General features: G+C 75.0%; 20 protein-coding genes, 5 tRNA genes and 1 pseudogene. 16 read left to right on the top strand and 10 right to left on the bottom strand.

The window, feature by feature from the left end; translation table 11 throughout:
* The first annotated feature begins 92 nt into the window (after positions 1-92).
* From EDD39_RS18310 to cobA, 8 genes and pseudogenes are all read left to right on the top strand, one after another.
* Positions 93-587: a GNAT family N-acetyltransferase gene (locus EDD39_RS18310; protein ID WP_123557393.1), complete on the top strand. Its 495-nt coding sequence runs from the start codon at positions 93-95 to the stop codon at positions 585-587.
* Positions 588-1,011: 424 nt separating this feature from the next.
* Positions 1,012-2,052 carry a methionine ABC transporter ATP-binding protein gene (locus tag EDD39_RS18315; RefSeq protein WP_123557395.1) on the top strand — a complete coding sequence of 347 codons (1,041 nt, stop codon included), beginning with the start codon at positions 1,012-1,014 and terminating at the stop codon, positions 2,050-2,052.
* Positions 2,049-2,789 (top strand): methionine ABC transporter permease, encoded by a 741-nt coding sequence (locus tag EDD39_RS18320; protein WP_030462908.1) that lies wholly within the window; start codon positions 2,049-2,051, stop codon positions 2,787-2,789. The genes EDD39_RS18315 and EDD39_RS18320 overlap by 4 nt, the downstream gene beginning before the upstream one ends.
* Before the next feature lie 75 nt (positions 2,790-2,864).
* On the top strand, positions 2,865-3,701 hold the full coding sequence (locus EDD39_RS18325) for a MetQ/NlpA family ABC transporter substrate-binding protein (RefSeq protein ID WP_123557397.1): 837 nt from the start codon (positions 2,865-2,867) through the stop codon (positions 3,699-3,701).
* 144 nt (positions 3,702-3,845) lie between these two features.
* Positions 3,846-4,409, top strand: a pseudogene (locus tag EDD39_RS18330) (GNAT family N-acetyltransferase); the annotation flags it as partial.
* 227 nt (positions 4,410-4,636) lie between these two features.
* Positions 4,637-5,875, top strand: coding sequence for a precorrin-6y C5,15-methyltransferase (decarboxylating) subunit CbiE (gene cbiE / locus EDD39_RS18335; RefSeq protein ID WP_123557401.1), 1,239 nt, complete (start codon positions 4,637-4,639; stop codon positions 5,873-5,875).
* Positions 5,876-6,313: 438 nt separating this feature from the next.
* Entirely contained in the window at positions 6,314-9,982 is a 3,669-nt protein-coding gene (gene cobT / locus EDD39_RS18340) for a nicotinate-nucleotide--dimethylbenzimidazole phosphoribosyltransferase (protein ID WP_123557403.1), read from the top strand.
* A 146-nt stretch (positions 9,983-10,128) separates the two neighbouring features.
* Positions 10,129-11,361 carry a uroporphyrinogen-III C-methyltransferase gene (cobA, locus tag EDD39_RS18345; RefSeq protein WP_123557406.1) on the top strand — a complete coding sequence of 411 codons (1,233 nt, stop codon included), beginning with the start codon at positions 10,129-10,131 and terminating at the stop codon, positions 11,359-11,361.
* A 28-nt stretch (positions 11,362-11,389) separates the two neighbouring features.
* On the opposite strand, the gene EDD39_RS18350 is transcribed toward cobA, so the two are convergent.
* Positions 11,390-12,286: an IS982 family transposase gene (locus EDD39_RS18350; RefSeq protein WP_123557408.1), complete on the bottom strand. Its 897-nt coding sequence runs from the start codon at positions 12,284-12,286 to the stop codon at positions 11,390-11,392.
* 168 nt (positions 12,287-12,454) lie between these two features.
* A complete protein-coding gene (locus tag EDD39_RS18355; protein ID WP_123557410.1) occupies positions 12,455-12,997 on the bottom strand; it encodes a DUF6790 family protein in 543 nt (180 codons plus the stop codon).
* A 58-nt stretch (positions 12,998-13,055) separates the two neighbouring features.
* Here EDD39_RS18355 and EDD39_RS18360 point away from each other — a divergent pair, with 58 nt between their 5' ends.
* Both EDD39_RS18360 and EDD39_RS18365 read left to right on the top strand, forming a co-directional pair.
* Positions 13,056-13,517, top strand: a complete 462-nt coding sequence (locus EDD39_RS18360) for a MarR family winged helix-turn-helix transcriptional regulator (protein ID WP_123557412.1) — start codon at positions 13,056-13,058, stop codon at positions 13,515-13,517.
* Positions 13,518-13,581: 64 nt separating this feature from the next.
* Complete coding sequence (locus EDD39_RS18365) at positions 13,582-14,385, top strand: TrmH family RNA methyltransferase (RefSeq protein WP_123557414.1); 804 nt, start codon at positions 13,582-13,584, stop codon at positions 14,383-14,385.
* Positions 14,386-14,494: 109 nt separating this feature from the next.
* Here the strand turns inward: EDD39_RS18365 and EDD39_RS18370 are convergent, their stop codons facing one another.
* Together EDD39_RS18370 and EDD39_RS18375 are read right to left on the bottom strand one after the other, a co-directional pair.
* Positions 14,495-14,869, bottom strand: a complete 375-nt coding sequence (locus EDD39_RS18370) for a hypothetical protein (RefSeq protein ID WP_123557416.1) — start codon at positions 14,867-14,869, stop codon at positions 14,495-14,497.
* Between the two features lie 189 nt (positions 14,870-15,058).
* On the bottom strand, positions 15,059-15,616 hold the full coding sequence (locus EDD39_RS18375) for a hypothetical protein (protein WP_123819108.1): 558 nt from the start codon (positions 15,614-15,616) through the stop codon (positions 15,059-15,061).
* 70 nt (positions 15,617-15,686) lie between these two features.
* Here EDD39_RS18375 and EDD39_RS18380 point away from each other — a divergent pair, with 70 nt between their 5' ends.
* Positions 15,687-16,250, top strand: coding sequence for a GNAT family N-acetyltransferase (locus EDD39_RS18380; protein WP_123557420.1), 564 nt, complete (start codon positions 15,687-15,689; stop codon positions 16,248-16,250).
* A 15-nt stretch (positions 16,251-16,265) separates the two neighbouring features.
* The gene (locus EDD39_RS18385; protein WP_123557422.1) at positions 16,266-17,696 is read left to right on the top strand and encodes a hypothetical protein; all 1,431 of its coding nucleotides are present in this window, start codon (positions 16,266-16,268) and stop codon (positions 17,694-17,696) included.
* A 16-nt stretch (positions 17,697-17,712) separates the two neighbouring features.
* On the opposite strand, the gene EDD39_RS18395 is transcribed toward EDD39_RS18385, so the two are convergent.
* Positions 17,713-19,674 (bottom strand): serine/threonine-protein kinase, encoded by a 1,962-nt coding sequence (locus EDD39_RS18395; protein WP_208765525.1) that lies wholly within the window; start codon positions 19,672-19,674, stop codon positions 17,713-17,715.
* Positions 19,675-20,229: 555 nt separating this feature from the next.
* Here EDD39_RS18395 and EDD39_RS18400 point away from each other — a divergent pair.
* A complete protein-coding gene (locus tag EDD39_RS18400) occupies positions 20,230-20,406 on the top strand; it encodes a hypothetical protein (protein WP_157852248.1) in 177 nt (58 codons plus the stop codon).
* 211 nt (positions 20,407-20,617) lie between these two features.
* On the opposite strand, the gene EDD39_RS18405 is transcribed toward EDD39_RS18400, so the two are convergent.
* The 5 genes from EDD39_RS18405 to EDD39_RS18425 form a co-directional block, all read right to left on the bottom strand.
* A tRNA-Val gene (locus EDD39_RS18405) sits at positions 20,618-20,692 on the bottom strand.
* Positions 20,693-20,727: 35 nt separating this feature from the next.
* Positions 20,728-20,799, bottom strand: a tRNA-Val gene (locus tag EDD39_RS18410).
* A gap of 34 nt (positions 20,800-20,833) precedes the next feature.
* A tRNA-Val gene (locus EDD39_RS18415) sits at positions 20,834-20,905 on the bottom strand.
* Positions 20,906-20,944: 39 nt separating this feature from the next.
* A tRNA-Cys gene (locus EDD39_RS18420) sits at positions 20,945-21,015 on the bottom strand.
* A gap of 43 nt (positions 21,016-21,058) precedes the next feature.
* Positions 21,059-21,131, bottom strand: a tRNA-Gly gene (locus EDD39_RS18425).
* A gap of 358 nt (positions 21,132-21,489) precedes the next feature.
* Between EDD39_RS18425 and EDD39_RS18430 the strand changes: the two genes are divergently transcribed.
* Genes EDD39_RS18430 through EDD39_RS18440 form a run of 3 tightly spaced genes read left to right on the top strand, consistent with a single transcriptional unit; the run spans position 21,490 to position 24,249 of the window.
* A complete protein-coding gene (locus EDD39_RS18430) occupies positions 21,490-22,533 on the top strand; it encodes a chorismate-binding protein (protein WP_123560566.1) in 1,044 nt (347 codons plus the stop codon).
* Positions 22,530-23,348 carry an aminotransferase class IV gene (locus EDD39_RS18435; RefSeq protein WP_123557424.1) on the top strand — a complete coding sequence of 273 codons (819 nt, stop codon included), beginning with the start codon at positions 22,530-22,532 and terminating at the stop codon, positions 23,346-23,348. The genes EDD39_RS18430 and EDD39_RS18435 overlap by 4 nt, the downstream gene beginning before the upstream one ends.
* Positions 23,349-23,403: 55 nt before the next feature.
* Positions 23,404-24,249, top strand: coding sequence for a GNAT family N-acetyltransferase (locus tag EDD39_RS18440; protein WP_123557426.1), 846 nt, complete (start codon positions 23,404-23,406; stop codon positions 24,247-24,249).
* Positions 24,250-24,257: the final 8 nt, after the last annotated feature.

A 24,257-nucleotide genomic window follows, 5' to 3' on the forward strand; every position in this document is an offset into this window, starting at 1 on the left:
GGCAGATCCCCGTCCGGGCACACCTCGGACAGGAACCGGTGCCAGACCCTCACTCGCACGCGCCGGGCACTTAACGATGGAGGCCCCCGCACATGGGCATGAGTGTGATCATCGCAGCGGCACGACCGGAAGAGGCGGAGCAGATCCTCAAGCTCCAGTACCTCGGTTACCAGAGCGAGGCGGAGCTGTACAGCGACTGGACGCTGGAGCCGCTGACCCAGACCCTGGAGAGCCTGCGGGCCGAGCTGTCCGAGCACCGGGTACTGGTGGCCCGGCTCGGCGACGAAGTGGTGGGCAGCGTCCGCGGCTGGGTGGACGCCGACGGCGTCGGCCGGATCGGCCGGCTGGTGGTGCACCCGCGGATGCAGCGGCACGGCCTGGGCCGCCGCCTGCTGGAGGGCCTGGAGGCGCAGCTGGCCGAGGACGGCGCCACCGGCGGCTTCGAGCTGTTCACCGGCCACCGCAGCCTGGGCAACCTGCGGCTGTACCGCAAGCTCGGCTACCGCGAGACCGAGGTGCGCGAGGTGTCCCGCCGGCTGTCGATCGTGACGCTGGCCAAGCCGGTGACGACCACCCTGGCCGCCTGAGCACGACCGTCCAGCCCCGCGGCGCCCGACCCGAACGAGGGGTCGGGCGCCGCGGGGCTTGTGCCGCAAGGGTCGTGTCCGCAATGCGGACAGAGCGTCCCGGAAATTGGGACGTGGACCAAATGTCTGATTTACTGGGTTCCATGACCACGACGACGACATGCATCCCCACCGGCGCGACGCCGGCAGGTGAGTCGCGCATGTGCGGCCGTCGAATGTGTCGCCGCTGAGGGCCTGCGCCCGGCGCCCGCTGACGCCCCGTCCGCTGATGACTCGTTAGGGCCACGCCCACGGGCGGCCCGGCCGGCCGGCGGACATGATCGGAACGAAGCCGGCAGCCCCATCTTCCCGGGCACCCGCGTGCCCGTCCCGCCACTGGCGCGGACGTCCCCACGGCCGTCCGCCGACGAACACGGAAGCAGCTGTGATCACCACCAAGGGCCTGACCAAGGTCTACCGCTCGGGAGACCGCGAGGTCCGGGCACTGGACGACGTCGACCTGCACGTGCGGCAGGGCGAGGTGTTCGGGGTCGTCGGCACCAGCGGCGCCGGCAAGTCCACCCTGATCCGGTGCGTCAACCTGCTGGAGCGGCCCACCTCCGGCACCGTCACCGTCGACGGCCTGGAGCTGACCGCGCTGTCCGGCGGCCGCGAGCGCGCCGGACGCGAACTGCGCGAGGCCCGGCAGCGGATCGGCATGGTGTTCCAGCACTTCAACCTGCTGTCCTCGCGCACCGTCCAGCAGAACGTCGAACTCCCGCTGGAGATCATCGGCCTGGACCGGCGCGAACGCCGCCGCAAGGCCGCCGAACTGCTCGACCTGGTCGGCCTGGCCGACAAGGCCCGGCAGTACCCCGACCAGCTGTCCGGCGGCCAGAAGCAGCGCGTCGGCATCGCCCGCGCCCTGGCCGGCGACCCCAAGGTGCTGCTCTCCGACGAGGCCACCAGCGCCCTCGACCCGGAGACCACCCGCTCCATCCTCAAGCTGCTGCGCGAACTCAACCAGCAGCTCGGCCTGACCGTCCTGCTGATCACCCACGAGATGGACGTCATCAAGTCGGTCTGCGACTCGGCCGCCCTGATGCGCGGCGGCCGGGTGGTCGAGAGCGGCCGGCTCACCGACCTGCTCGCCGACGGCCACTCCCGGATCGCCCGGGACCTCTTCCCGCTCGGCGACCTCGGCACCCGCACCGCGGCACCGGAGGAGGGCGAGCACACCGTCCTGGAGATCACCTTCCAGGGCGACGCCCCCGCCCAGCCGTTCGTCTCCCAGCTGGCCCGCACCTACCAGATCGACATCAACATCCTCGGCGCGGCCGTCGAGACCATCGCCGGCCGCCTGGTCGGCCGGATGCGGGTCGAACTGCCCGGCAGCCACACCGACAACGTGGTGCCGATCGGCTACCTGCGCCAACAGGGACTCCAGGTGGACGTCCTCGACCCGTCGAACGGAGCGGCCGCATGACCTGGGACCAGATGCAGGAACTGCTGTGGCCCGCCACCCGGGAGACCCTCGGCATGGTCGGCATCGCCGGACTCGCCACCCTGGTGATCGGCCTGCCGATCGGGCTGCTGCTGGTCCTCACCGACAAGGGCGGCCTGCTGCAGAACCTGGCGGTCAGCCGGGTGCTCGGCGCGGTCGTCAACATCGGGCGCTCCATCCCGTTCGTCATCCTGATCGTCGCGGTGATCCCGTTCACCAAGCTGCTCATGGGCACCTCGCTCGGCTGGCAGGCCGCCAGCGTGCCGCTGGCGATCGGCGCGATCCCGTTCTTCGCCCGGCTGGTGGAGACCTCCGTGCGCGAGGTGGACGGCGGCCTGGTCGAGGCGCTCAAGTCGATGGGCGCGAGCACCGGCACCATCGTCCGCAAGACCCTGCTGCCCGAGGCGCTGCCCTCGCTGGTCGCCTCCGCCACCACCACGGTGATCGCGCTGATCGGCTACTCCGCGATGGCCGGCACGGTCGGCGGCGGCGGACTCGGCGACCTCGCCATCCGCTACGGCTACCAGCGCTTCGAGACCACCTTCATGTGGGTGATCGTCGCCGAACTCGTGATCATCGTCACCGCGATCCAGCTGCTCGGCGACCTCGCCGCCCGGCGGCTCTCGCACCGCGGCGACTACCGCAGCCCGCTCAGCTTCTTCCGCTCCGCCACGGCGAAGCCGGAGGACACCGAGGAGGACCTGCTCTCCTCGCACTGACTCCCCGTCCCGCACCACCGGACGGGCGCCCCGGCCCCACCAGGGCCGTTCGCACCCCGCAGAAAGGCACTTTTCGTGCGTCACGTTCTGAAGACCACCGCCCTGACCGCCACCGCCGCCGGCCTCGCGCTCACCCTCGCCGCCTGCTCCTCGGGCTCCTCCGGCTCCGGCGCCTCCGCCGACCCGAACAAGCCCCTGGTGGTCGCCGCCAGCCCCACCCCGCACGCGCAGATCCTCAAGTTCGTGCAGGACAACCTGGCGGCCAAGGCCGGGCTCAAGCTGGACATCAAGGAGGTCAGCGACTACGTGACCCCCAACACCTCGGTCCAGGACGGCTCCGCGGACGCGAACTACTTCCAGCACCAGCCCTACCTCGACGACTTCAACAAGAAGAACGGCACCGACATCGTCTCCGTCGAGGCCGTCCACCTGGAGCCGCTCGGCGTCTACTCCAAGAAGGTCAAGAGCGTCGCCGAGCTCAAGGACGGCGCCCAGGTCGCCGTCCCCAGCGACGCCACCAACGAGGGCCGGGCGCTCAAGCTGCTCGCCGACAACAACGTCATCACCCTCAAGTCCGGCGCCGGCACCACCGCCACCGTCCAGGACATCTCCGGCAACCCGAAGAACCTCAAGTTCAAGGAGCTGGAGGCGGCCCAGCTGCCGCGCGCCCTCGACGACGTCGACGCCGCCGTCATCAACGGCAACTACGCGCTGGGCGCCAACCTCAAGCCGTCCACCGACGCGCTGGTGCTGGAGAAGGCCGAGGGCAACCCCTACGCCAACATCCTCGCCGTCAAGAAGGGCCACGAGAGCGACCCGCGGGTGCAGAAGCTCGCCGAGCTGCTGCACTCCGCCGAGGTGAAGAAGTACATCGACGACACCTTCCAGGGTGCCGTCGTCCCGGCGTTCTGACCCGCGCTCCAACCCATTGGTGCCCCCGGCCTCCCCGCCGGGGGCACCGTGCTGACGAGCCGTGAGGTACGGAGCGGGTACGCTGGCACGCCCGACGAAGGGCGGGGCGTACGGTGTGTCCACGACCCGGCGAGGAGAGACGGCATGGTTGCGAACTTCCCCGAGACAGCCATCAGCACCGAACGGCTGCTGCTGCGCGCCCTTGAGGAGCAGGACGCCCCCGGACTGGCCGCCATGCTCGACGACGAACTCGTCCAGACCTGGACCGGCCACCCCCGCCCCTACCGACCGGCCGACGCGCACGAGCTGATCACCCGTCGGGCGCCCGAGCGGCGGGCCCGGGGGCGCGGAATCGTTTTCGCCGTCACCGAGCACCTCACCCAGCGCCTCGTCGGCCTGCTCGAACTCGACCGCACCGACTGGCACCTGCGCGCCACCGAGGTCCGCTTCGTCACCGCCCCCTGGGCCCGCGGCGAGGGCTACGCGCCCGAAGCCGTCCTCGGCACCGCCCAGTGGCTGTTCGAGGACCGCGACTTCCAGCGCCTCGAACTGCGCACCGCCGCCGGCAACACCGCCGCCCAGCAGGTCGCCCAGAAGACCGGCGCGATCAGCGAGGGCGTGCTGCGCAACGCCGGCATAGTCCGCGGCGGCGAATGGGGCCCCGGGCCCGAGGAGCACACCGACCTGATCGTGTGGAGCCTGCTCCCGAGGACCTCGACCCGCCCGAACCCGCCCACCCCGACGACCGCTACCACGCGCTGCGCCACTGAAACCCGTCCCCCGCGGGGCTCGCACGCCTGTACGCCCGTTGTTCACGCCCCGGCGCGCGCCTCGGCTCCGCACCACCCCGGCCAGGCGGTAGCCTCTGCCCCAGGGGCGCGCCCGCGGCGCACCCCGCCAGGGGTGGAACACGGCATGAGGGAGAGCGGCCGCAGATGGCTGACCGGATCACGGTCATCGGGTGGGACGGCACCCCACTGACCCAGGCCGCCGCCGGCGCACTCGCCGGAGCCACCCTGGTCGCCGGGGCGGGCTACCAGCTCGACGCCCTCCCCGTCCCCGAACGCGCCGAACGCATCGGCCTCGCAGACCTGCGGGCCGCCGCCCGGAGGATCGCCGACCACCGCGGCACCGCCGTCGTCGTCGCCGAGGGCGACCCCGGCTTCTTCGGCGTCGTGCGCACCCTGCGCCGCCCCGAGTACGGCCTCGAACTCGAAGTCCTGCCCGCCGTCTCCTCGGTGGCCACCGCCTTCGCCCGGGCCGGCATGGCCTGGGAGGACGCCCAGGTGGTCTCCGCGCACGGCGGACGGCTGCGCCGCGCCGCCAACGTCTGCCGCGCCCACCCCAAGGTCGCCGTCCTCACCACCGGCGGCGCCGGCCCCAGCGAACTCGCCCTGATGCTGCGCGGCGTCCCCCGCACCTTCGTGGTCTGCGAGGCCCTCGGCACCTCCGAGGAGGACGTCACCGTCCTCACCTCCGAACGCGTCCCCGACCACGACTGGCGCGACCCCTCCGTCGTCCTGGTGATCGGCAACGTCCCGCCCGCCGAGGCCGCCTCCGGCTGGCTGGCCGGCCGCCCGCTCGACCACCCCGGCCCGCAGCGCGGCTGGGCGCTCCCCAACCGGGCGTACGCCGGAGCGGACGCCGACGCCCGGCGCCCCCGCGCACTCCCGCCGCACGTCCGCGCGCTGGCCCTGGCCCGGCTCGCCCCCGCGCCCGGCGACCTGCTGTGGACCGTCGGCGCCGGGGACGGCGCGCTCGCCGTCGAGGCCGCCCGGTTCGGCGCCGCCGTGGTCGCCGTCGAGGCCGAACCCGCCGACTGCGCCCGGATCTCCGCCAACGCCCGCAAGGCCGGCGTCGAGGTCGAGACCGCCGCCGGCACCGGCCCCGAAGTCCTCGGCGCCCTTCCCGAACCCGACGCCGTCGCCGTCGAGCAGGGCGGCCCCGCCATGGTCCGCGCCGTCGCCGCCCGCAAGCCCGGACGCGTGGTCGCCGTCGCCCGCACCCTCGCCGAAGCCGGCGAGACCCGCCAGATCCTGGACGCCGCCGGCTACCGCACCGACGGCCTGCTGCTCCAGTCCGCCCCCCTGCGCGCCGAACAGGCCGCCGGCGCCGGGCCCTCCTTCGGACGCGGCGACTACACCCTGCTGATCTGGGGCGAACCGCACGACTGACCCCCGCGGACACCCCGTGGACACCCCCGCGGACGGTCGGTCCCCGGCGGTACGGTGATCCCCGTCGCATCCGGACAGGGTTTCGAGATCGGCCCGGCCACGGCCGGTAGGGTTTCCCCGGGGGACCAGCCCGTCGAAGCAGCACCGTGTCCGATCCGGCACGGTTCGCGCCGATTTGACGCGTTGCAACCCGAACGGCCCGCTTCGCGGGCATTCGACGTGGTGCGCACCCGCCCGGAAGAATGCCGTGAGGGTCCGGAGCGGCCGCGCCGTCGTGCCGGTTGCCCGGGGCCGTCGTTGTTTCTGATGGCACGCCACCCGTGCGGGTGACGGCCGATGGAGTAAGGGACGGGTCGGTGCGGTTCCGTTCCGGCGAAGTGGGCGGGGCCTCCGGGGACCTCGCCGAGGACGCGCAAGCGGCCTGGAAGGAGCATTGACATGACCGACGGCGGCCACGCCCCCAGTGCCGGTCCCCTCGCGCCCGAACCCGGGCCCGGCGGACCCGTCCCGGAGCACCACCTCGGCGCGCCCCTCCAGCCCGCCGCGCCCGCCGGGGCCTGGCACGGCGACCAGCAGCGGCCCGCGTACACCTTCCTCGACCAGCCCGACGGCGACGAGGAGGACGACGTCCTGCTGATGCCCGGCCCGCAGACCGCCTGGGGCGACGCCGTGCACGGCACCGTCGAGCCGGCCGAGCCGGTTGCCGGTGCGGGCGCGGTCCCGGGCACGGACGTGCCGGTCGGCGGGGAGCAGCCGCCCGGCACCCCGGTCGCGCCGTCCTGGCCGCCGCTCGAACCCCCGCTCCTCACCGTCGCCCCGCCGGTCGAGCCGACGACGCTCACGCCCGCCGCACCGGCCGCGCCCGCCGGGGCCGAGGAGGCCGCCGGGAACGGCACCCTGCACCTCGGCGCCCCGCAGGCGCAGCCCGCCGCGGCACCCGCTGCCGCCGCGGCACCCGCCGCCGGGCAGCAGCCGGTGCCGCCGCAGCCGCGCCGTCCGCTGCACGCCGGGCCGCCGATCCCCGACCCGTCCCTGATGACCGGTCACGTCCCGGTCCGCTCGCTCGCCGACCGCGGCCCGTCCGCGCCCGGCGGCACGCCCGCGTACGGGGTGCCGGTGCTGACCGCCGAAACGGTGCAGCAGGCGCAGGTGCAGGCGCAGGCCCCGCAGTCCCTCGCTCCGCAGGTGCCGGCCCAGCAGGCGGCGCCCGCGCCCGTGCAGCCGCAGGTGGTGGAGGCCGCCGCTGGGGCGCCCGTGGTCGTCGTCGAGCAGCCCGTCGCCGAGCAGCCCGTCGCGGTGGAAGCCGCGGCCGAGGCGGTGGCGGAGGCCGTGGCCGTGGTGGCCGGGCCCGTCGCCGAACCGGCCGCCGTCGAGCAGCCGGTGGCCGCCGAGGCCGCGCCCGTCGCGAACCTGGCGCCGGTGTTCGTCGAACCGGCCGAGTCGGCCGAGCCGACCGCACCCGCCGAGCCGGCCGCACCCGCCGAGCCGGCCGCGCCGGTCGAGCAGCCGGCCGCGCCGGTGGCGGAGGCCGCCGAGACCGTTGAGCCCGCCGAGGTCGTCGAGGTCGTTCCGGCCGTCGAGGCCACGGAGGCTGCTGCGGCCGCCGAGACCGTTGAGCCGGCCGAGACCGACGCGGCCCCCGCGCCGTCGCAGGTGCAGCCCGAGGCCGCTGCGCCCGCCGTCGCTGCGGCGGCAGTTGACGCGCCGTCGGCCGAGCAGCCAGTGGCCGTCGAGGCCGCGCAGGCCGCTGAGCCCGTGCAGCCCGAGGCCGTCCCGGTGGCGGACGCGGAGACGGTGAGCGGCGAGGCCGCCGCGGAGCCGATCCCCGCCCCGGCCGCGAAGTCGTCCGGACGGGGCGCGCACCGGCGGATCTCCGCGTTCCTCGCCGCGCCCGCCGGACTGCCGCTGCTGGAGCCCGAGGCCGCGCAGGCCGCCGAGGCCCCGCAGCCGCAGGCCGCGCCGGTGGCCGAGGCCCAGCCGGAAGCCGCCGCCGAGCAGCCCGCGGCCGTCGAGACCGCGCAGGCACCCGAGGTGGCCGAGGCCCCCGTCGCCGCCGAGGCCGTTGCGGAACCGGCGGCCGCGCAGGCCCCCGCCGCCGAGGCCGAGGCCCCGCAGCCGGAGGTCGCGCCGGTGGCCGAGGCCCAGCCGGAAGCCGCCGCCGAGCAGCCCGCGGCCGCCGAGACCGCCGAGGCCGTCGAGAGCGCCCCCGAAGCCGAGCCCGAGGCCGAGCCCGCGGCCGCCGAAGAGCCCGCGGAAGCAGCAGTCACCGAGCAGACCGCGGAGGCGGCCGCCGAAGAGCCTGCCGACGCAGCCGCCGAAGCCGCCGCCGAGGAGGCCGCAGAGGACGAGCGCCCGCCCGCCGCGCCCGGGTACGACGAGGCCGGGCGGGAGGCCGTGCACCAGGTGATCCGGGAGCGGCGCGACGTGCGCAACGGCTTCCGGTCGGACGCGATCCCGCACGAGGTGCTGATCCGGGTGCTGGAGGCGGCGCACACCGCGCCGAGCGTCGGCTACTCGCAGCCGTGGGACTTCGTGGTGATCCGTTCCGCGAAGACCCGCCGGAAGATGCACGAGCTGGCGGCGCGTCAGCGCGAGGCGTACGCGGACTCGCTGCCCAAGGGCCGGGCGAAGCAGTTCAAGGAGATCAAGATCGAGGCGATCCTCGAGACGCCCGTCAACATCGTGGTGACCGCCGACCGCACCCGCGGCGGCCGGCACACCCTGGGCCGGCACACCCAGCCGCAGATGGCCCCGTACTCGGCCGCGCTGGCCGTGGAGAACCTGTGGCTGGCGGCCCGCGCCGAGGGCCTGGGCGTCGGCTGGGTGAGCTTCTTCGACGACGAGGAACTGGTCCGCGAGCTGGGCCTGCCCGAGCACCTGGAGGTCGTCGCCTACCTGTGCGTCGGCTACGTGGACGCGTTCCCGGACGAGCCGGAGCTGCAGCAGCAGGGCTGGGCGAAGAAGCGGCCGCTGTCCTGGGTGGTGCACGAGGAGCAGTACGGCAACCGCGCGCTGCCCGGCGAGGAGCCGCACGACCTGCTGTCCGACACCCTGCGCGGGATCCGTCCGCTGGACGCCAAGGCGCTCGGCGAGGCGTGGGACCGGCAGAAGCGGATGACCAAGCCCGCCGGTTCGCTCGGCGTGCTGGAGCTGATCGCGGCCCAGCTGTCCGGCCTGGCCCGGCAGTGCCCGCCGCCCGTCCCGGAGCCCGGCTGCGTGGCGATCTTCGCGGGCGACCACGGCGTGCACGCCCAGGGCGTCACCCCGTGGCCGCAGGAGGTCACCGCGCAGATGGTCGGCAACTTCCTGGCCGGCGGCGCGGTGGTCAACGCGTTCGCCGCCCAGGTCGGCACCGAGGTGTGCGTGGTGGACGTCGGCGTGGCCGCCGAACTCCCGGACGCCATCCAGCAGGGCCGCACCACCGGCCTGCTGCCGCGCAAGGTCAAGCCCGGCACCGACGACATGACGCAGGGACCGGCGATGAGCCGGGACGAGGCGCTGCGCGCGATCGAGGTCGGCATCGAGACCGCCCGCGACCTGGTCGCGGCCGGCAACAAGGTGCTGATCACCGGCGACATGGGCATCGCCAACACCACCGCCTCCGCCGCGCTGATCTCGGTCTTCACCGAGACCGACCCGGCCGAGGTCACCGGCCGCGGCACCGGCATCGACGACGAGACCCACGCCCGCAAGGTCGAGGTGATCCGGCAGGCCCTCGACCTGCACAAGCCCGACCCGGCGGACCCGATCGGCGTGCTGTCGGCCGTCGGCGGCCTGGAGCACGCCGCGATCGCCGGGTTCCTGCTCGGCGCGGCCTCGCTGCGGATCCCGGTGATCCTGGACGGCGTGATCGCCGGCTCGGCGGCCCTGGTCGCCAAGGCGATCGCCCCCGAGGTGCTGGCCGCCTGCATCGCCGGGCACCGCTCCGCCGAACCCGGCCACCAGACCGCGCTCGCCAAGCTCGGCCTGCGCCCGCTGATCGACCTCGACCTGCGGCTCGGCGAGGGCACCGGAGCCCTGCTGGCCCTCCCGCTGGTGCAGAGCGCGGCCCGGGCGATGCACGATGTAGCCACCTTCGACTCCGCCGGAGTCACCGAGAAGGCCTGATCACCGGGGTCGCCGAGAAGGTCCGACCACCGTCCGGCGCCGGCCGCCCCCGCAGTGCGAGGGGGCGGCCGCCCGCCGAACCCGCACCGGCTCAAGGGCGCGCCGGTGCGGGGCTCCCCGCACCGCCCGCCCAAGGAGCTCCCCTCATGACCGCGCCCACCCCCCACCCGTCCACCCAGGGCCTCACCCCGTACCCCGTCGGGCTGCTGCTCACCGGCCGCCGCGTCGTGGTGGTCGGCGGCGGACAGGTCGCCCAGCGCCGGCTGCCCGCGCTGATCGCCGCCGGTGCCGACATCCACCTGATATCCCCGGCCACCACCCCCGCTGTCTCCGCGATGGCCGACGCCGGTGAACTCACCTGGCACCGGCGCCCGTACGCGGACGGCGACCTCGCCGACACCTGGTACGCCCTGGTCGCCACCGACGACCCGGCCGTCAACACCGCCGTCTCCGCCGAGGCCGACCGCCTGCGGGTGTTCTGCTCGCGCAGCGACGACGCCTCCGCCGCCACCGCCTGGACGCCCGCCTCCGGCCACGACTCCGGCGCGACCGTCGCCGTCCTCACCGGCGACCCGCGGCACTCCGCCGCGCTGCGCGACTCGATCGTGGCCGGCCTGCGGGACGGCTCGCTGGCCGCCCGCCAGTACCGGGCCCGGGACGCGGGCGTCGCCCTGGTCGGCGGCGGACCCGGCGACCCCGACCTGATCACCGTCCGCGGCCGCCGCCTGCTCGCCGACGCCGACGTGGTGGTCGCCGACCGGCTCGCCCCGCGCGAACTGCTCGCCGAACTGCCCCCGCACGTCGAGGTGATCGACGCGTCCAAGATCCCCTACGGCCGGTACATGGCGCAGGAGGCGATCAACAACACGCTGATCGAGCACGCCAAGGCGGGCAAGTTCGTGGTCCGGCTCAAGGGCGGCGACCCGTACGTCTTCGGCCGCGGCGGCGAGGAACTGCTCGCCTGCGTCGAGGCGGGCGTCCCGGTCACCGTCGTCCCCGGCATCTCGTCCTCGATCAGCGTCCCCGCGGCGGCCGGCGTCCCGGTCACCCACCGCGGCCTGACCCACGAGTTCACCGTCATCTCCGGCCACGTCGGCCCCGGCGACCGCTCCCTCACCAACTGGGCGGCCGTCGCCGGGATGACCGGCACCCTGGTCCTGCTGATGGCCGTCGACAAGATCGGCGCGATCGCCGCCGAGCTGATCGCCCACGGCCGCGCCGCCGACACGCCCGTCGCGGTCGTCCAGGAGGGCACCACCGCCACCCAGCGCCGCGTCGACGCCACCCTCGCCACCGTGGGCGAGACCGTCGCGGCCGAGGGCATCAAGCCCCCGGCCGTCATCGTCATCGGCGAGGTGGTCCACGTCCTGGGCTCCTAGACGAGTAGTTCCGAAGTCGGTTAGTCGGTCAGTGGTCGTAGGCGATCAACGAGCGTGTGACGGGTTGGCCGGTGGTGCGGTTGTGCCAGATCGCGCAGGTCATTGCGAGTAGCCGTTGGCCGACTCGGGCGCCGAGGCCCTCGATGGTGCGGCCGCCGTGCTGTTCGAGGCCGAGTTGGCCCTTGAGGGTGTCGTTGACGGACTCGATCAGCTGGCGGACGGACTTCAGCAGCCCTTCCCCGGGGCGTGGGGTTCGGTTGCGGTAGGACGGTCGCAGCAGTTGGGCGCCGTGCTGTTCGAGGAAGCGGTCGAGTTCGGCGGAGACGTAGCCCTTGTCGGCGAGGATCAGCAGGCCGGGCCGCTCGCGGGCCAGCTCCGGTTCGGTTTCGACGAGCGCGGCCAACACCTCGCGCTCGTCGACCTTCGGACTGGCCAGGGCCCAGGTGACGGGGAGTCCGGCCGGGGTGCAGACCAGGTGCAGTTTCAGGCCCCAGAACCAGCGTGAGTGCGAGCGGCTGTAGCCGTAGCCGGCCCACCCGGCCAGGGCCGAGCGGCGCACGGTGTCGCGGGAGCGCCCGCACTCCACGGGTGTGGAGTCGGTGATCCACACCGGGTCCGCCCACAGGTCGGTGTCCCGGGCCAGGTCGCGGATCGCCTGCTGGAGCAGCGGGCGCGCGGCGCGCAGGCGCTTGTTGTAACCGGGGCGTTCGGGCAGGTGCGGGAACATGCCGCGCAGGCGGGCGCGGGCGAAGCGGATCCAGCGGGCCTCGGAGTGGAAGCCCAGCAGCACCTGGGCCACGGCCAGGCACACCAGTTCCGAGTCCGTCAGCCGCGGCGGGCGCCCCAACCAGCGCGTTCGAGGCAGATGATCATCGATCCACACGTAGAGTGCCGTCAGGAGGGTGTCCAGCTCTTCGGTCGTCACAACCCGAAGCCTGGACACCCTCCCCGCATGTCCGAAGCAGAACAGCCAAAGACACCCGACTTCGGAACTACTCGTCTAGGCCCTGTCCGGACGAGGGGAACGGGAGAAGGGGAACGGCCGTCGCTCCGGACGGGCCGTTCCCCTTCGTCGTAGGACCGGCCGCCGCGCTCAGCCCACCGGGTGGACGGTGCGGGTGCCGCCGGCACTGCGGGCCGCGCGGGCCTCGCGGCGCAGGTCCCGGACGGCCAGGGCGATCATGACGGCGGGGATCAGCAGGTCGTTGGCCAGGATGCCGCCGGTGTTCCCGGCGGCGTGGTCGCCGTGGGCGAACCACTGGTAGAGGTGCCCGGCCGCCGCCCCCCACAGGAACGCGGCCGCCGCCAGCCCGCTGGTGAGGCGTTCGCGCGGGGAGGCCGACGCGGCGCGGAAGCCCAGCAGGGCGAAGCCGATGTTGGCGCAGGCGATCTCGAACTGGAACGGCGAGTGCGCGAACCCGATGGCGTCGGCCATGCCGGACGGGGCGCCCAGGAACGCGACCGCGACCCAGAGGCTGCCGAAGCCCAGGGCGCCGACGGCCCACCAGCGCTGCCAGACCTCCGCCGCCGGACGGGTCCGGTTCCGGCGGCGGCAGCTCAGCAGCGCTCCGATGGCGGGCACCAGCAGGAAGAGGATCGGGAACGAGGTGCGGACGGCGTACGGGAGAGTGTCCATGCCTTCGAGTGTTGCATGGTTAATATTAACCATGCAAGCGTTCCGGTAGGATGGCCCCATGGACGAAGGACTGGCAGAACTCCTCTACCGCGTGGTCATGCTGATGGGGGACGCCGCCCGGCGCCGCTCCGGCCCCGACCGGCGCCTCTCGCCCAGCCAACTGCGGCTGCTGGGCACCCTCGAGGAGATCCAACCCGCCACCCAGCACCGGCTCGCCGAGGCCCTGGCCCTGTCCGACCCCGCCGTCAGCCGCGCCCTGCGCCCGCTGGAGGCCGAGGGGTACGTCGCGGTCGACGTCGACCCCGCCCACCGGCGCCGCCGCCTGGTCACCCTCACCCCGGCCGGCCAGGCCGCCTTCCTGGCCGAGGGCAAACCGCTGGAGGAGGAGTTCCGCACCGCCCTGCTGGCCGCCGGCTTCCCCTACGAGCAGTACCTCGCGGACACCCACCGGCTCGCCGCCCTGCTCACCCCCGCACCGCCACGCCGCGCGGCCGGGGCCCGGGAGGCGGAGCCGGAGTGAGCCCCGGGCACCCGCCGCCCGCTCCCGTCCCGGCGCGCCGCCCGCGACGTGCGAAAATCGTCCGGTGTCCGAGCCACTCACCGTCACCGACGCCGCCGACCCCCGGCTGAGCGACTACACCGACCTGACCGACGTCGAACTGCGACGCCGCCGGGAGCCCGCCGAAGGGCTGTTCATCGCCGAGGGGGAGAAGGTGATCCGGCGGGCGCTGGCCGCCGGGTTCCGGATGCGCTCGATGCTGCTGACCGCCAAGTGGCTGGGCGTGATGGGAGACGTGATCGCCGAGGCGGACGCCCCCGTCCACCTGGTCGAACCGGCCCTCGCCGAGCAGGTGACGGGCTACCACGTGCACCGCGGCGCGCTCGCCTCGATGGAGCGCAAGCCGCTGCCCACCGCCGCCGAGGTGCTCGCCGGGGCCCGCCGGGTCGCCGTCCTGGAGGGCCTGGTCGACCACACCAACCTCGGGGCGATCTTCCGCTCCGCCGCCGCACTCGGCATGGACGCCGTGCTGCTCTCGCCGGACTGCGCGGACCCGCTGTACCGGCGGGCCGTCAAGACCTCGATGGGCGCCGTCTTCTCCGTCCCGTACGCGCGGCTCGAGCCCTGGCCGGCGGCGCTCGGCACGGTGCGGGAGGCGGGGTTCGAACTGCTGGCGCTGACGCCCTCCGGCGCGGAGGACTTCACCGCGGCCCGCCCGCACCTGCTCCCCAGGGCCGCGCTGATGCTCGGCGCCGAGGGCGACGGCCTCACCCCGAAGGCCCTCGCGGCCGCGGACCAGCGGGTGCGGATCCCGATGGCCCACGGCATCGACTCGCTGAACGTCGGCGCCGCCGCCGCGATCGCGTTCTACGCCGTCAACCACGGCTGACCGGGCCGTCCGACGCAGCCGGCGGGCCCGGGCGGCAGCCACGGCCGGCGGACGCGGTCAGTGGTTACGGCCGGCGGGCCCGGGCAGCGGCCACAGTCGGCGGACGCGGTCAGAGGGCGGCGAACACCGCCCCGTCCGCGTCGTCCAGCACGAACCCGTTGTCGAACCGCACCCGGACCGATGACAGCGGGCCCCGCGCCTCGAACTCCCGCCAGTGCGGCTCCAGTTCGGCCAACTGCGCCTCCAGTCGGCGCAGGCTCTCCGCGGGCATGGTGTGCCCGTAGTCCTCGAACAGGGCCCGCAGCCGCTCGTACTCGCGGACCTCCTCGGGCGGCGGCAGCTCGCCGCTCACCCGCACCACGGTGCCCTCCACGCCCGCACCCAGCAGCAGCACACCCACCAGCGGGCCGTCCTCCCCGGCGGACGCCCCGCCCAGCGCCAGGTCCTCGACCAGCCTGACACGCTGTCCCTCCACCAGGGCCATCGCTCCCGCACCTCCCGGATCACCGTCCACCGCCGCCGCCACCGGCCCGCGGTGCGCACCATTATCCGGCGGCCGACGGGCCCACCCGCGCCGGGCACTCCGGCGAACAGCACGGTGTGATCATCGACATGCCGCGCCCGACCTCCAGCCCACCGCCCCCAGCCCACCGCCCCCAGCCCACCGCCCCCGTCACGCCGCCCGACGCGCCGCCGGAGGCCGGATCGGCTGCGGCGCCGGCCGCCGCGGATCGTGGTGCCGCCGGCCCGTCAGGTCGCCGACCCGCAGCACCAGGTCGGGCGCCGGGGGAGCGGGCCACACCGTCAACCGGTGCTCCTCGACCGGCCGGGCCGCCGTGTCGGCCTCCCGCCCCCGGTCCCGTCCCCGGGTCTGCACCCGCACCCGGTACCAGCCGCGCCCGGCGTGCGCCAGGTTCCCCGCCCCGTCGACGTCCACCCCGTCCCAGGCGCGCAACCGCAGCTCGCCGCTGCTGTACAGCGACAGCTCCACCGCGCTCTCCCACTCCGCCCCCGGCTCCGGTGGCCGCTCCGCGCAGCGCTCCACCCCCAGCCGGATCAGCCCGGTGTGCGTCCCGCACAGCACCGTCAGGTGGTCGGGGCAGCCCGCGGCCACCCCGTTCCCGTGGAACAGCCGGTCCAGCGCGTGCGCGTCCCAGCCGGCCGGCAGCTCCGGCCCGTACAGGAAGTACTGGCAGTACGCGACGTGCATCGCGTCGGTCGTCCACATCATGCGCACATGCTGCCGCCGCCTACTGACAAGCCGTCACCGCCGTTCGCCCCCGTCCGGTAGCGTCCCGGCCATGCCGACCGCACCGACAGCCGTCGTCCTGGAGGGCCGCCTGGTGCGGCTCGAACCGCTCACCGCCGCCCACGTCCCCGCGCTGTTCGAAGCCGGCGGCCGGGACGAGGAGGTCTGGCGCCACCTGAGCGCCCCCACCCCGCAGACCGAGGACGACCTGCACGCGATCGTCGCCGCCCGCCTCGCCGACGCCGCCCGCGGCCACCGCCTCCCGCTCGCCGTCCTCGACCGCGCCCGGGGCCGCGCGATCGGCACCACCAACCTGCACGGCTGGGACACCGCCACCGGCCGGATCGAGATCGGCGGCACCTGGTTCGGCCGCCGCTGGTGGCGCACCGGCGCCAACCGCGAGACCAAGCTCCTGCTGATGGCCCACGCCTTCGACACCCTCGGCTTCACCGAGATCCGCTGGCGCGTCGACGCCGCCAACACCCGCTCCCGCCGAGCCGTCACCCGCCTCGGCGCCCGCCCCGCCGACTCCGCCGCCCCACCGCACGGCCTGCTCCACTACACCCTGACCGCCACCGACTGGCCCGCCGCCCGCGCCCGCCTCACCACCCGCTGAAGGAGCTCCGCCCGCATGTCCGACGTCCGCTACGAGTTGCTGGACGGCCTGGCCGAGAACCCGGCCCTGCCCACCGACCTGATCGACCGCCTGCTCGCCGCCCCGGGCCGCTCCTTCGAACTCGCCCGCCGCCCCGGCCTGACCGAACCCCAACTCGACGCCCTGATCACCCAGGACGCGCACGGCGTCGCCCTCAGCCGCCACCTGCCGCCGCAGGTCCGCCGCCGCCTCACCGCCCACCCCAACCCGAGCGTCCGGACCGCGCTGGTCATCTCCTCCACCCCCGACGAACGCGACCTGTTCGAACGGTTCACCGCAGACCCGGCGCCCCGGGTGCGCGAGCAGCTCGCCAAGTCCGATCGCACCCCCGCCGACCTGCGCGCCCGCCTCGCCCACGACCCCGCCCCGGACGTCCGCGCCGCCCTCGCCCAGTGGTGGACCGACGCTCCCGAGCCCGTCCGCCGCACCCTGCTCACCGACCCCGAGGGCAGTGTCCGCGCCGCGGCCTGCGCCGGGTACTTCCGCCGCCTGCCGCACCCCGTCCCGCCCGCCGACCTCGTCCCCGCCCTGCTCGCCGACCCGCTCACCCGGGCCGGTGCCGCCCCGCACTGCGACCCGGACACCACCGACCTCGAAAGCCTCGCCGCCGACCCCGACCCGGACGTCCGCCGCGCCCTCGCCACCCACCCCGGCCTGCCCGCCGCGATCCGCGCCCGCCTCGCCGCCGACCCCCGCGCCCTGGTCCGCCTCGCCGTCCTCGCCCGCCCCGACACCCCCGCCGCCGACCGCGCCGCCCTCCACGACTCCATCACCGGACCGTTCGAACCACCCGGCGAGGACGTGGACGAGGAGACCGCCATCGAGCTGGAGATCGACCACTTCGGGGTCGGCATCGAACTCCGGATGCTCCACCTCCCCTGGGTCACCGCCGACCCGCTGCCGCACCTCGACTCGCCCCACCCGGCCTTCCGCCGGGCCGCCGCCGCCTCGCCCGACCTGCCCGCCGAGGCCCGCGCCCGGCTGCTCGCCGACCCCGACAACGAGGTCGCGCTCGCCGCCGCCCGCAGCAGCCCCGACCCGATCGACCCGGTCACCGCCGAACGCCTCGACCGCGAGCACCGCCCGGTCAAGCGGATGCGCTGGCGCCCCGCCGACGCCCACCCACTGCCCGTCGAAACCCTCCGCCGCCTCGCCGACGACCCCACCCCCCGGATGCGCCAACTCGCCCTGCGCGACCCCGAGTTGCCCGCCGCCCTACTGGAACGCCTCGCCGCCGACCCCGATGATCGCGTCCGCCGCATCGCCGCGAGCCACCCCGCCCACACCCCGGCCACCTTCCGGGCCCTGCTCGCCGACCCGTCCCCGGCCGTCCAACGGGCCGCCGCCGTGAACCCGGCCCTCCCGGTCGAGGAGATGCGCGCGCTCCTGGACGCCGCCGGCCTGTGAACCCGCCCGGGGCCGGTCAGTCCGCCGAGCCCGAGACGCCCGAACCCGGCCAGGACTCCTCCAGCCCCCCGTCCGCCCGGACGGTGTACCGGGTGGAGGAGACCGCACCGGTCCGGTCGACCCGCTCCTCGCGGATCAGCGCGCCGTTCTCGACCCGCCACACCGCGCCCGCCTCCGGATTGGCCGCCGAGGCCCGGTCGGCGAGCAGCACGGGGGAACCGCCGGTGAAGCCGTACAGCTGGACCAGGTCGACCGGCACCGCGCCCTCCAGCCGGCGCAGCACCACCAGCGCGGCCTGCGCGTCCCGGTAGCGGGCGGGCAGCACCGCGGAGAGCGAGATCGGCGGGCCGTTCTCGGTGGAACGCCCGTCGTGCAGCCGGATCGCCGGGCCGCCGGACGGGTCGGGGTAGCTGAGGTTGGGCCAGTCGACCTGCGGCGGGCTGCCGAAGGACGGGGCGAGCCCGGTGTCGCTGTGCCCGGTGGCGTTCACGCCGTCCACGGACAGCGTCGTCCCGGCGCTCGGCGCCCCCGGGCCGCCGGACACCACCGCGCCGGGCTGCGGGCCCAGTCCCTGCGCCTCGCGGTTCTGGCAGCCCTGCGCGACGGCGATGGCCAGCGCCACGCCCAGGGTGACCGTCACGAACACCACCAGCCGCTGCCGCAGCAGCCGCTGACGGGGCGTCGGCCGCCCACCCAGGGTGTGCGGGGCGCGCCCGGGCGGGGGAGTGCGGTCCCGGCCGGGCACGGGGGTGCGCCCGGCCCCGGCCGCCGGGCGGCGCTCCCGGACGGTGTCGCCGTCCCGGACCGGACGCCGCGGCCCGGGGCCGCGGGTCTCCGGACGGGCCGCGTCCTGCCGGGGCATCGCGGGCGCGGCCACCGCCCGCCCGCCGGGCCCGGCCGCCCCCTCCGCCTTCGCCGCCACCGGCCGGACGCCCGCGGCCGCGCCGCGCACCGGCTCGGGCCGCCCGCCCGCCGCGCCGCGCACCCCGTCGGGCCGGCCCTCCGGCCGCCGCACCGCGCCGGGCGCCGCACCGGCCGCCGCCCGGCGGACCGGGGAAGCGCCCTCCGCGGGCCCGTCGGCGGGCGGCGCGGCGGGCGCGTGCGCCTCGTCGGCCCGGCCGGCGGCGCCGCCGCCACCGCTCCGCCCGGCCCGGCCGCCGCCGCGCGCCGCGAGCTCGCTCAACCGCTCGTGCAGCGCCGCGGCCGGCGGGCGCTCGGACGGCTCCTTGGCCAGGCAGGCGCGCACCAGCGGGGCCAGCACCGGCGGGATGCCGGTCAGGTCGGGCTCCTCGTGCACCACCCGGTACAGCATCACCTCGGAGGAGGCGCCGGACCCGAACGGCGACTCCCCGGTCAGCGCGAAGGCCACCGTCGCCCCGAACGCGAACACGTCGGTGGCGGGCGTGACGGCCGCGCCGCGCACCTGCTCGGGCGCCAGGAAGCCGGGCGAGCCGACCGCGGTGCCGACGTGGGTGAGCGTGGAGGCGCCGCGCGACCAGGCGATGCCGAAGTCGATGATCCGCGGGCCCTTGGGGGAGAGCAGGATGTTCGACGGCTTGAGGTCCCGGTGCACCACCCCGGCCTCGTGCACCTTCACCAGCCCGTCGGCCAGCGCCGAGCCGATCCGGGCGGCGTCCGGCCAGGCCAGCGGCCCCTCCTCGGACACCTGCTTGTACAGCGAGGGCCCGGGCACGTACGCGGTGGCCAGCCAGGGCCGTTCGGTCTCGATGTCGGAGCCGACCACCCGGGCCGTGCACCCGCCGCGGATCCGCGAGGCGGCGGCGATCTCCCGGGCGAACCGGGTGCGGAACTCGGCGTCCTCGGCCAGCTCGGCGCGGATCAGCTTCAGCGCGACCCGCTGCCCCTTGCGGTCGGAGCCGAGGTACACCACGCCCATCCCGCCGGCGCCCAGCCGCCGGTGCAGCCGGTACGGGCCGACGATGCGGGGGTCCTCACGCCTCAGCCGCATCATTGCCATCTGCCCGTACCCGTTCCCGTTCCGTCAGCTTGTGGGATGAGGCCCCGTCGGATGTGGGGCATCGTCAGGCAACCGTCTCGGGACAGCTTACGGACAGGTGGTGGCCCCGCGTCGACACGCAACACGCGAACCGCCGGTCGGATTGTCGGATTGGTGCCGTACGCTCCGTTCCCGGACGCCCCGCCCCCGCCCGCCACCGGCGGCGATCCGTGTCCGAACCGCCTGCCGCCCGCCGTTCACGCCCCGTCAGAACCCGGGCTCCGCCGCCGATCGAGCCGACCCCCAGGGGGCGCCCCCAGGGTGGTCTAGGGGTACCCGCGCACCGGTCTCCGCCTCCAGGAGTAGGCCGCCGCACCACGCCTCATCCCAGCGGAGGCGATCGGAACGGTACGCGGGCATGACGACCCGGACACCCACCCCGCCATACGGTTGTCCACAGCGAGGGCGGGCCCGCTCGTCCCCCGAGAACCCGCCCCCGCTGCCAGACCGCACCACCCGTCCCACCCCCTCCGAACCCGACCCGCAGCACCCAGCCCGGCAGGAGCCCAGCACGCCATGGCACCGCTCACCAGAGCCCTTCGCCGCCGCCACCTCCCCGCCACGGAGACCCGGCACCCGGTCGTCGCCCTCGCCATCGTCCTGCCCTGCGCGGTCCTGCTGCTGGCCCTGTTCGGAGCGTGGGACCAATTGGCGACCCAGACCAGAGCGGTCGCCGACCTGATCGGGCGCTGACCCCCTCATGGGGTGGGGGTCTTCGCCGGCCGGAGCCGCCCTCACAGTCGTGGACGGACTCGAGTGAGTGGCACAGGCTGCAGCTCCGGCCCACCCGATGGCCGGGAACGACACGTCGGTGAGGGCGTGCCGTTCCCGGCCACCGGTCGTTCCCCGACCACGGGAAGAAACGCCGAGAGCCGCAGTCCGGACGGACTGCGGCTCTCAACCGTGGTGCGCGATACTGGGATTGAACCAGTGACCCCTACCGTGTCAAGGTAGTGCTCTCCCGCTGAGCTAATCGCGCGGGTGCGCCAGGAATCCCCTGCTGGGAAGCCTGAGTGCGCGATACTGGGATTGAACCAGTGACCCCTACCGTGTCAAGGTAGTGCTCTCCCGCTGAGCTAATCGCGCGGGTCGATCCGAAGGACCGGGATCCGAAGACCAGTGCGCGATACTGGGATTGAACCAGTGACCCCTACCGTGTCAAGGTAGTGCTCTCCCGCTGAGCTAATCGCGCGGGGAGGGCCTCCGGTCGGAACCGGACGGCACCTCTTTGAGGTGGAGACGGGATTTGAACCCGTGTACACGGCTTTGCAGGCCGTTGCCTCGCCTCTCGGCCACTCCACCAGGCAACTCACTTCTGAAGAACGATCTTACCCGTTCTCCATCGAGCGGACGACGAGATTCGAACTCGCGACCCTCACCTTGGCAAGGTGATGCTCTACCAACTGAGCCACGTCCGCCTGTCGGCCCGGGTGCTTTCCGGTTTTCCCGGCTGCGCTCCCTGGCGACGTGTTGAACTCTAGCGGATTCCCGGCCCAGCTGAAAAATCCGTTCCCGCAGCGTGGCGCGGTGGTGGCCGCCGCATGCCGAACCGCCCCGCCCGGCCCGGGCGTTCTCCCAGGCCCCCGACCTAGACTTTCCGGTACCGGGGCGATCCCCCGGGGCCCGTCCCGCGCCCGCGCGGACCGGCGCCGCCACCAGGCCCCGCCCGGCCGGTACCGCCGGGCGCCCGGCACCGGCGCCGCCGGCGGGCAGCACCGAAATCCGCGCAGGAGAACCGTGTCCGGCCGCACCGCCCCCCTCAGCCCCGACCAGCCGATGGCCCGCTTCGCCGGCCGCCTCGCCACCGGACTGCGCGAAGTCAGCCACGACCCGGCCGTCCTCGACCGCGGCGGGTTCTGGGCCGTCGCCCACGACTTCGAGGGCCGCCTCACCTGCGCCCGGTTCGCCGACGTCCGCCCCGACCCGGCCCCGCCCGCCACCGCCCGCTGGCAGGGCCCCGCCCCCGCCGCCTGGCACAGCTCCCTCGACGCCGACGCCTACCGGGCCGGAGTCCGCCGGATCCGCGAGCACATCGCCGCCGGCGAGGTCTACCAGGCCAACCTCTGCCGGGTGTTGAGCGCCCCGCTGCCCGACCCCGCCCGCACCGACATCGACGCCCTCACCGGCCTGCTCGCCGCCCACAACCCCGCGCCGTACGCAGGAACGATCCGCCTCCCCGAGCACGGCGTCGAGATCGCCACCGCCTCCCCCGAGCTCTACCTCGCCCGCCGCGGCCGCACCGTCCGCTCCGGCCCGATCAAGGGCACCGGCCGCACCGAGCACGACCTGCTCGACAAGGACCACGCCGAGAACGTGATGATCGTCGACCTGGTCCGCAACGACCTCGGCCGGGTCTGCGGGACCGGCACCGTCACCGTCCCCGACCTCTGCGCCGTCGAGAAGCACCCCGGCCTGGTCCACCTGGTCTCCACCGTCGAGGGCACCCTGCGCCCCGACGCCGGCTGGCCCGAGCTCTTCGCCGCCACCTTCCCGCCCGGCTCCGTCACCGGCGCCCCCAAGAGCAGCGCCCTGCGGATCATCGACGCCCTGGAGACCGCCCCCCGCGGCCCCTACTGCGGCGCCGTCGGCTGGGTCGACGCCGACCGCGGCGAGGCCGAACTCGCCGTCGGCATCCGCTCCTTCTGGATCGAACGCCCCACCACCGGCGCCCCCGTCCTCAAGTTCGGCACCGGCGCCGGCATCACCTGGGACTCCGACCCCGACCGCGAATGGCGGGAAACCGAACTCAAGGCCGCCCGACTGGTGGCGATAGCCTCCACCGGCACCCCCGAAACACCCGAAGGAGCAAGCCGCCGATGATCTGGGTCAACGGAACCCTCACCACCGAGGACACCGCCGCACTCCCCGTCCTCGACCACGGACTCACCGTCGGCGACGGCGTCTTCGAAACCGTCAAGGCCGAGCACGGCGAACTCTTCGCCCTCACCCGGCACCTCGACCGCCTCACCCGCTCCACCCGCGGCCTCGGCCTCCCCGACCCCGACCACGACCTGGTCCGCGAGGCCTGCACCGCCGTCCTCGCCGCCAAGCCGCTGCCGCTCGGCCGCCTGCGCATCACCTACACCGGCGGCACCTCCCCGCTCGGCTCCGAACGCGGCACCGCCGCCCCCAGCCTGGTCGTCGCCCTCGGCAGCGCCCACCCCCGCCCCGAGACCACCGCGGTCGTCACCGTCCCCTGGCGCCGCAACGAGCACTCCGCCGTCACCGGCCTCAAGACCACCTCCTACGCCGAGAACGTCGTCGCCCTCGCCGCCGCCCACCGGGCCGGCGCCAGCGAGGCCCTCCTCGCCAACACCGCCGGCCTGCTCTGCGAGGGCACCGGCTCCAACGTCTTCCTGGTCCTCGACGGCCGCCTGGTCACCCCCACCCTCGCCTCCGGCTGCCTGGCCGGCATCACCCGCCACCTGGTCGTCGACTGGACCGGCGCCGAGGAGGCCGACGTCCCGCTCGAAGCCCTCGCCGAAGCCGAGGAGGTCTTCCTGACCTCCACCCTCCGCGACGTCCAGGCCGTCACCCGGATCGACGACCGCGAACTCCCCGGCGTCGGCCCGGTCACCCGCAAGGCCATGGAGGTCTTCGCCGAACGCGCCGCCCAGGACCGCGACCCGGTCTGAACACCGGCGGCAGCACGGGGATAGAAGAACGTCCGGGGCGGGAAAGGGAGACGGCATGACCACCACGTTGCGGCCCGACGGGCCCGAGGAAGCGGGCGTCGGCGGCGGGCGGACGCAGCGCTGGCACATCATGGTGAACGGCCGCCGGGCGGGCGGCCTGCGCACCAACGCGTGGGCCCGCACCGGCCAGTACCCCGGCGAGATCTGCGAACTCGAAGTGGCCGAACCGGACCGCCGCCGCGGCCGCGCTACCGTCGCCGTCCTGGCCGCCGAGGAGGTCCTCCGCTACTGGGGCTGCGCCCGCGCCCAGGTCACCGTCCCGGCCGGGGCCACCGTCGCCCTGCACCTCGCGCACACCCTCGGCTACACCGAGCAGATGCGCAACCTCGGCAAGGACCTCGCCCAACTCCCGCCGATACCAGACGGGTTGACGGACCGTCCGATCACCGCCGAGGAGTACCCGGACTGGCGCCGAGCCGCCGTCGCCGGCTACCGCGAGGAACTGCTCACCGCCGGCCTCGGCCCCGACGAAGCCACCGCCCGCGCCGAGAACGACCACCGCCGCGCCCTCCCGGTCGGCCCCGGCACCGTCGGCACCGTGCTGCGCCACCTGCTGGACGCCGACGGCCGCGTCCTCGGCAGCATCTGGGTCACCCTCCACCAGGACCGCCTCCCCGACGGCAGCCCGCTCGCCTGGGTGATGCTGGTCAAGGTCGCCCCCGAGCACCGCGGCCGGGGCCACGGCCGCACCCTCATGCACATCGCCGAACGCGAGTGCCTGCGGGCCGGCGTCCGCCACCTCGGCCTCAACGTCTTCCGCGACAACGGGGTGGCGATCGGCCTGTACGAGTCGCTCGGCTACCGGACCACCCGGCACCTGCTCAGCAAACCCCTGGGCTGACCACCCCG

It is taken from the genome of Kitasatospora cineracea (assembly GCF_003751605.1).
Classification (GTDB): Bacteria; Actinomycetota; Actinomycetes; order Streptomycetales; family Streptomycetaceae; genus Kitasatospora; species Kitasatospora cineracea.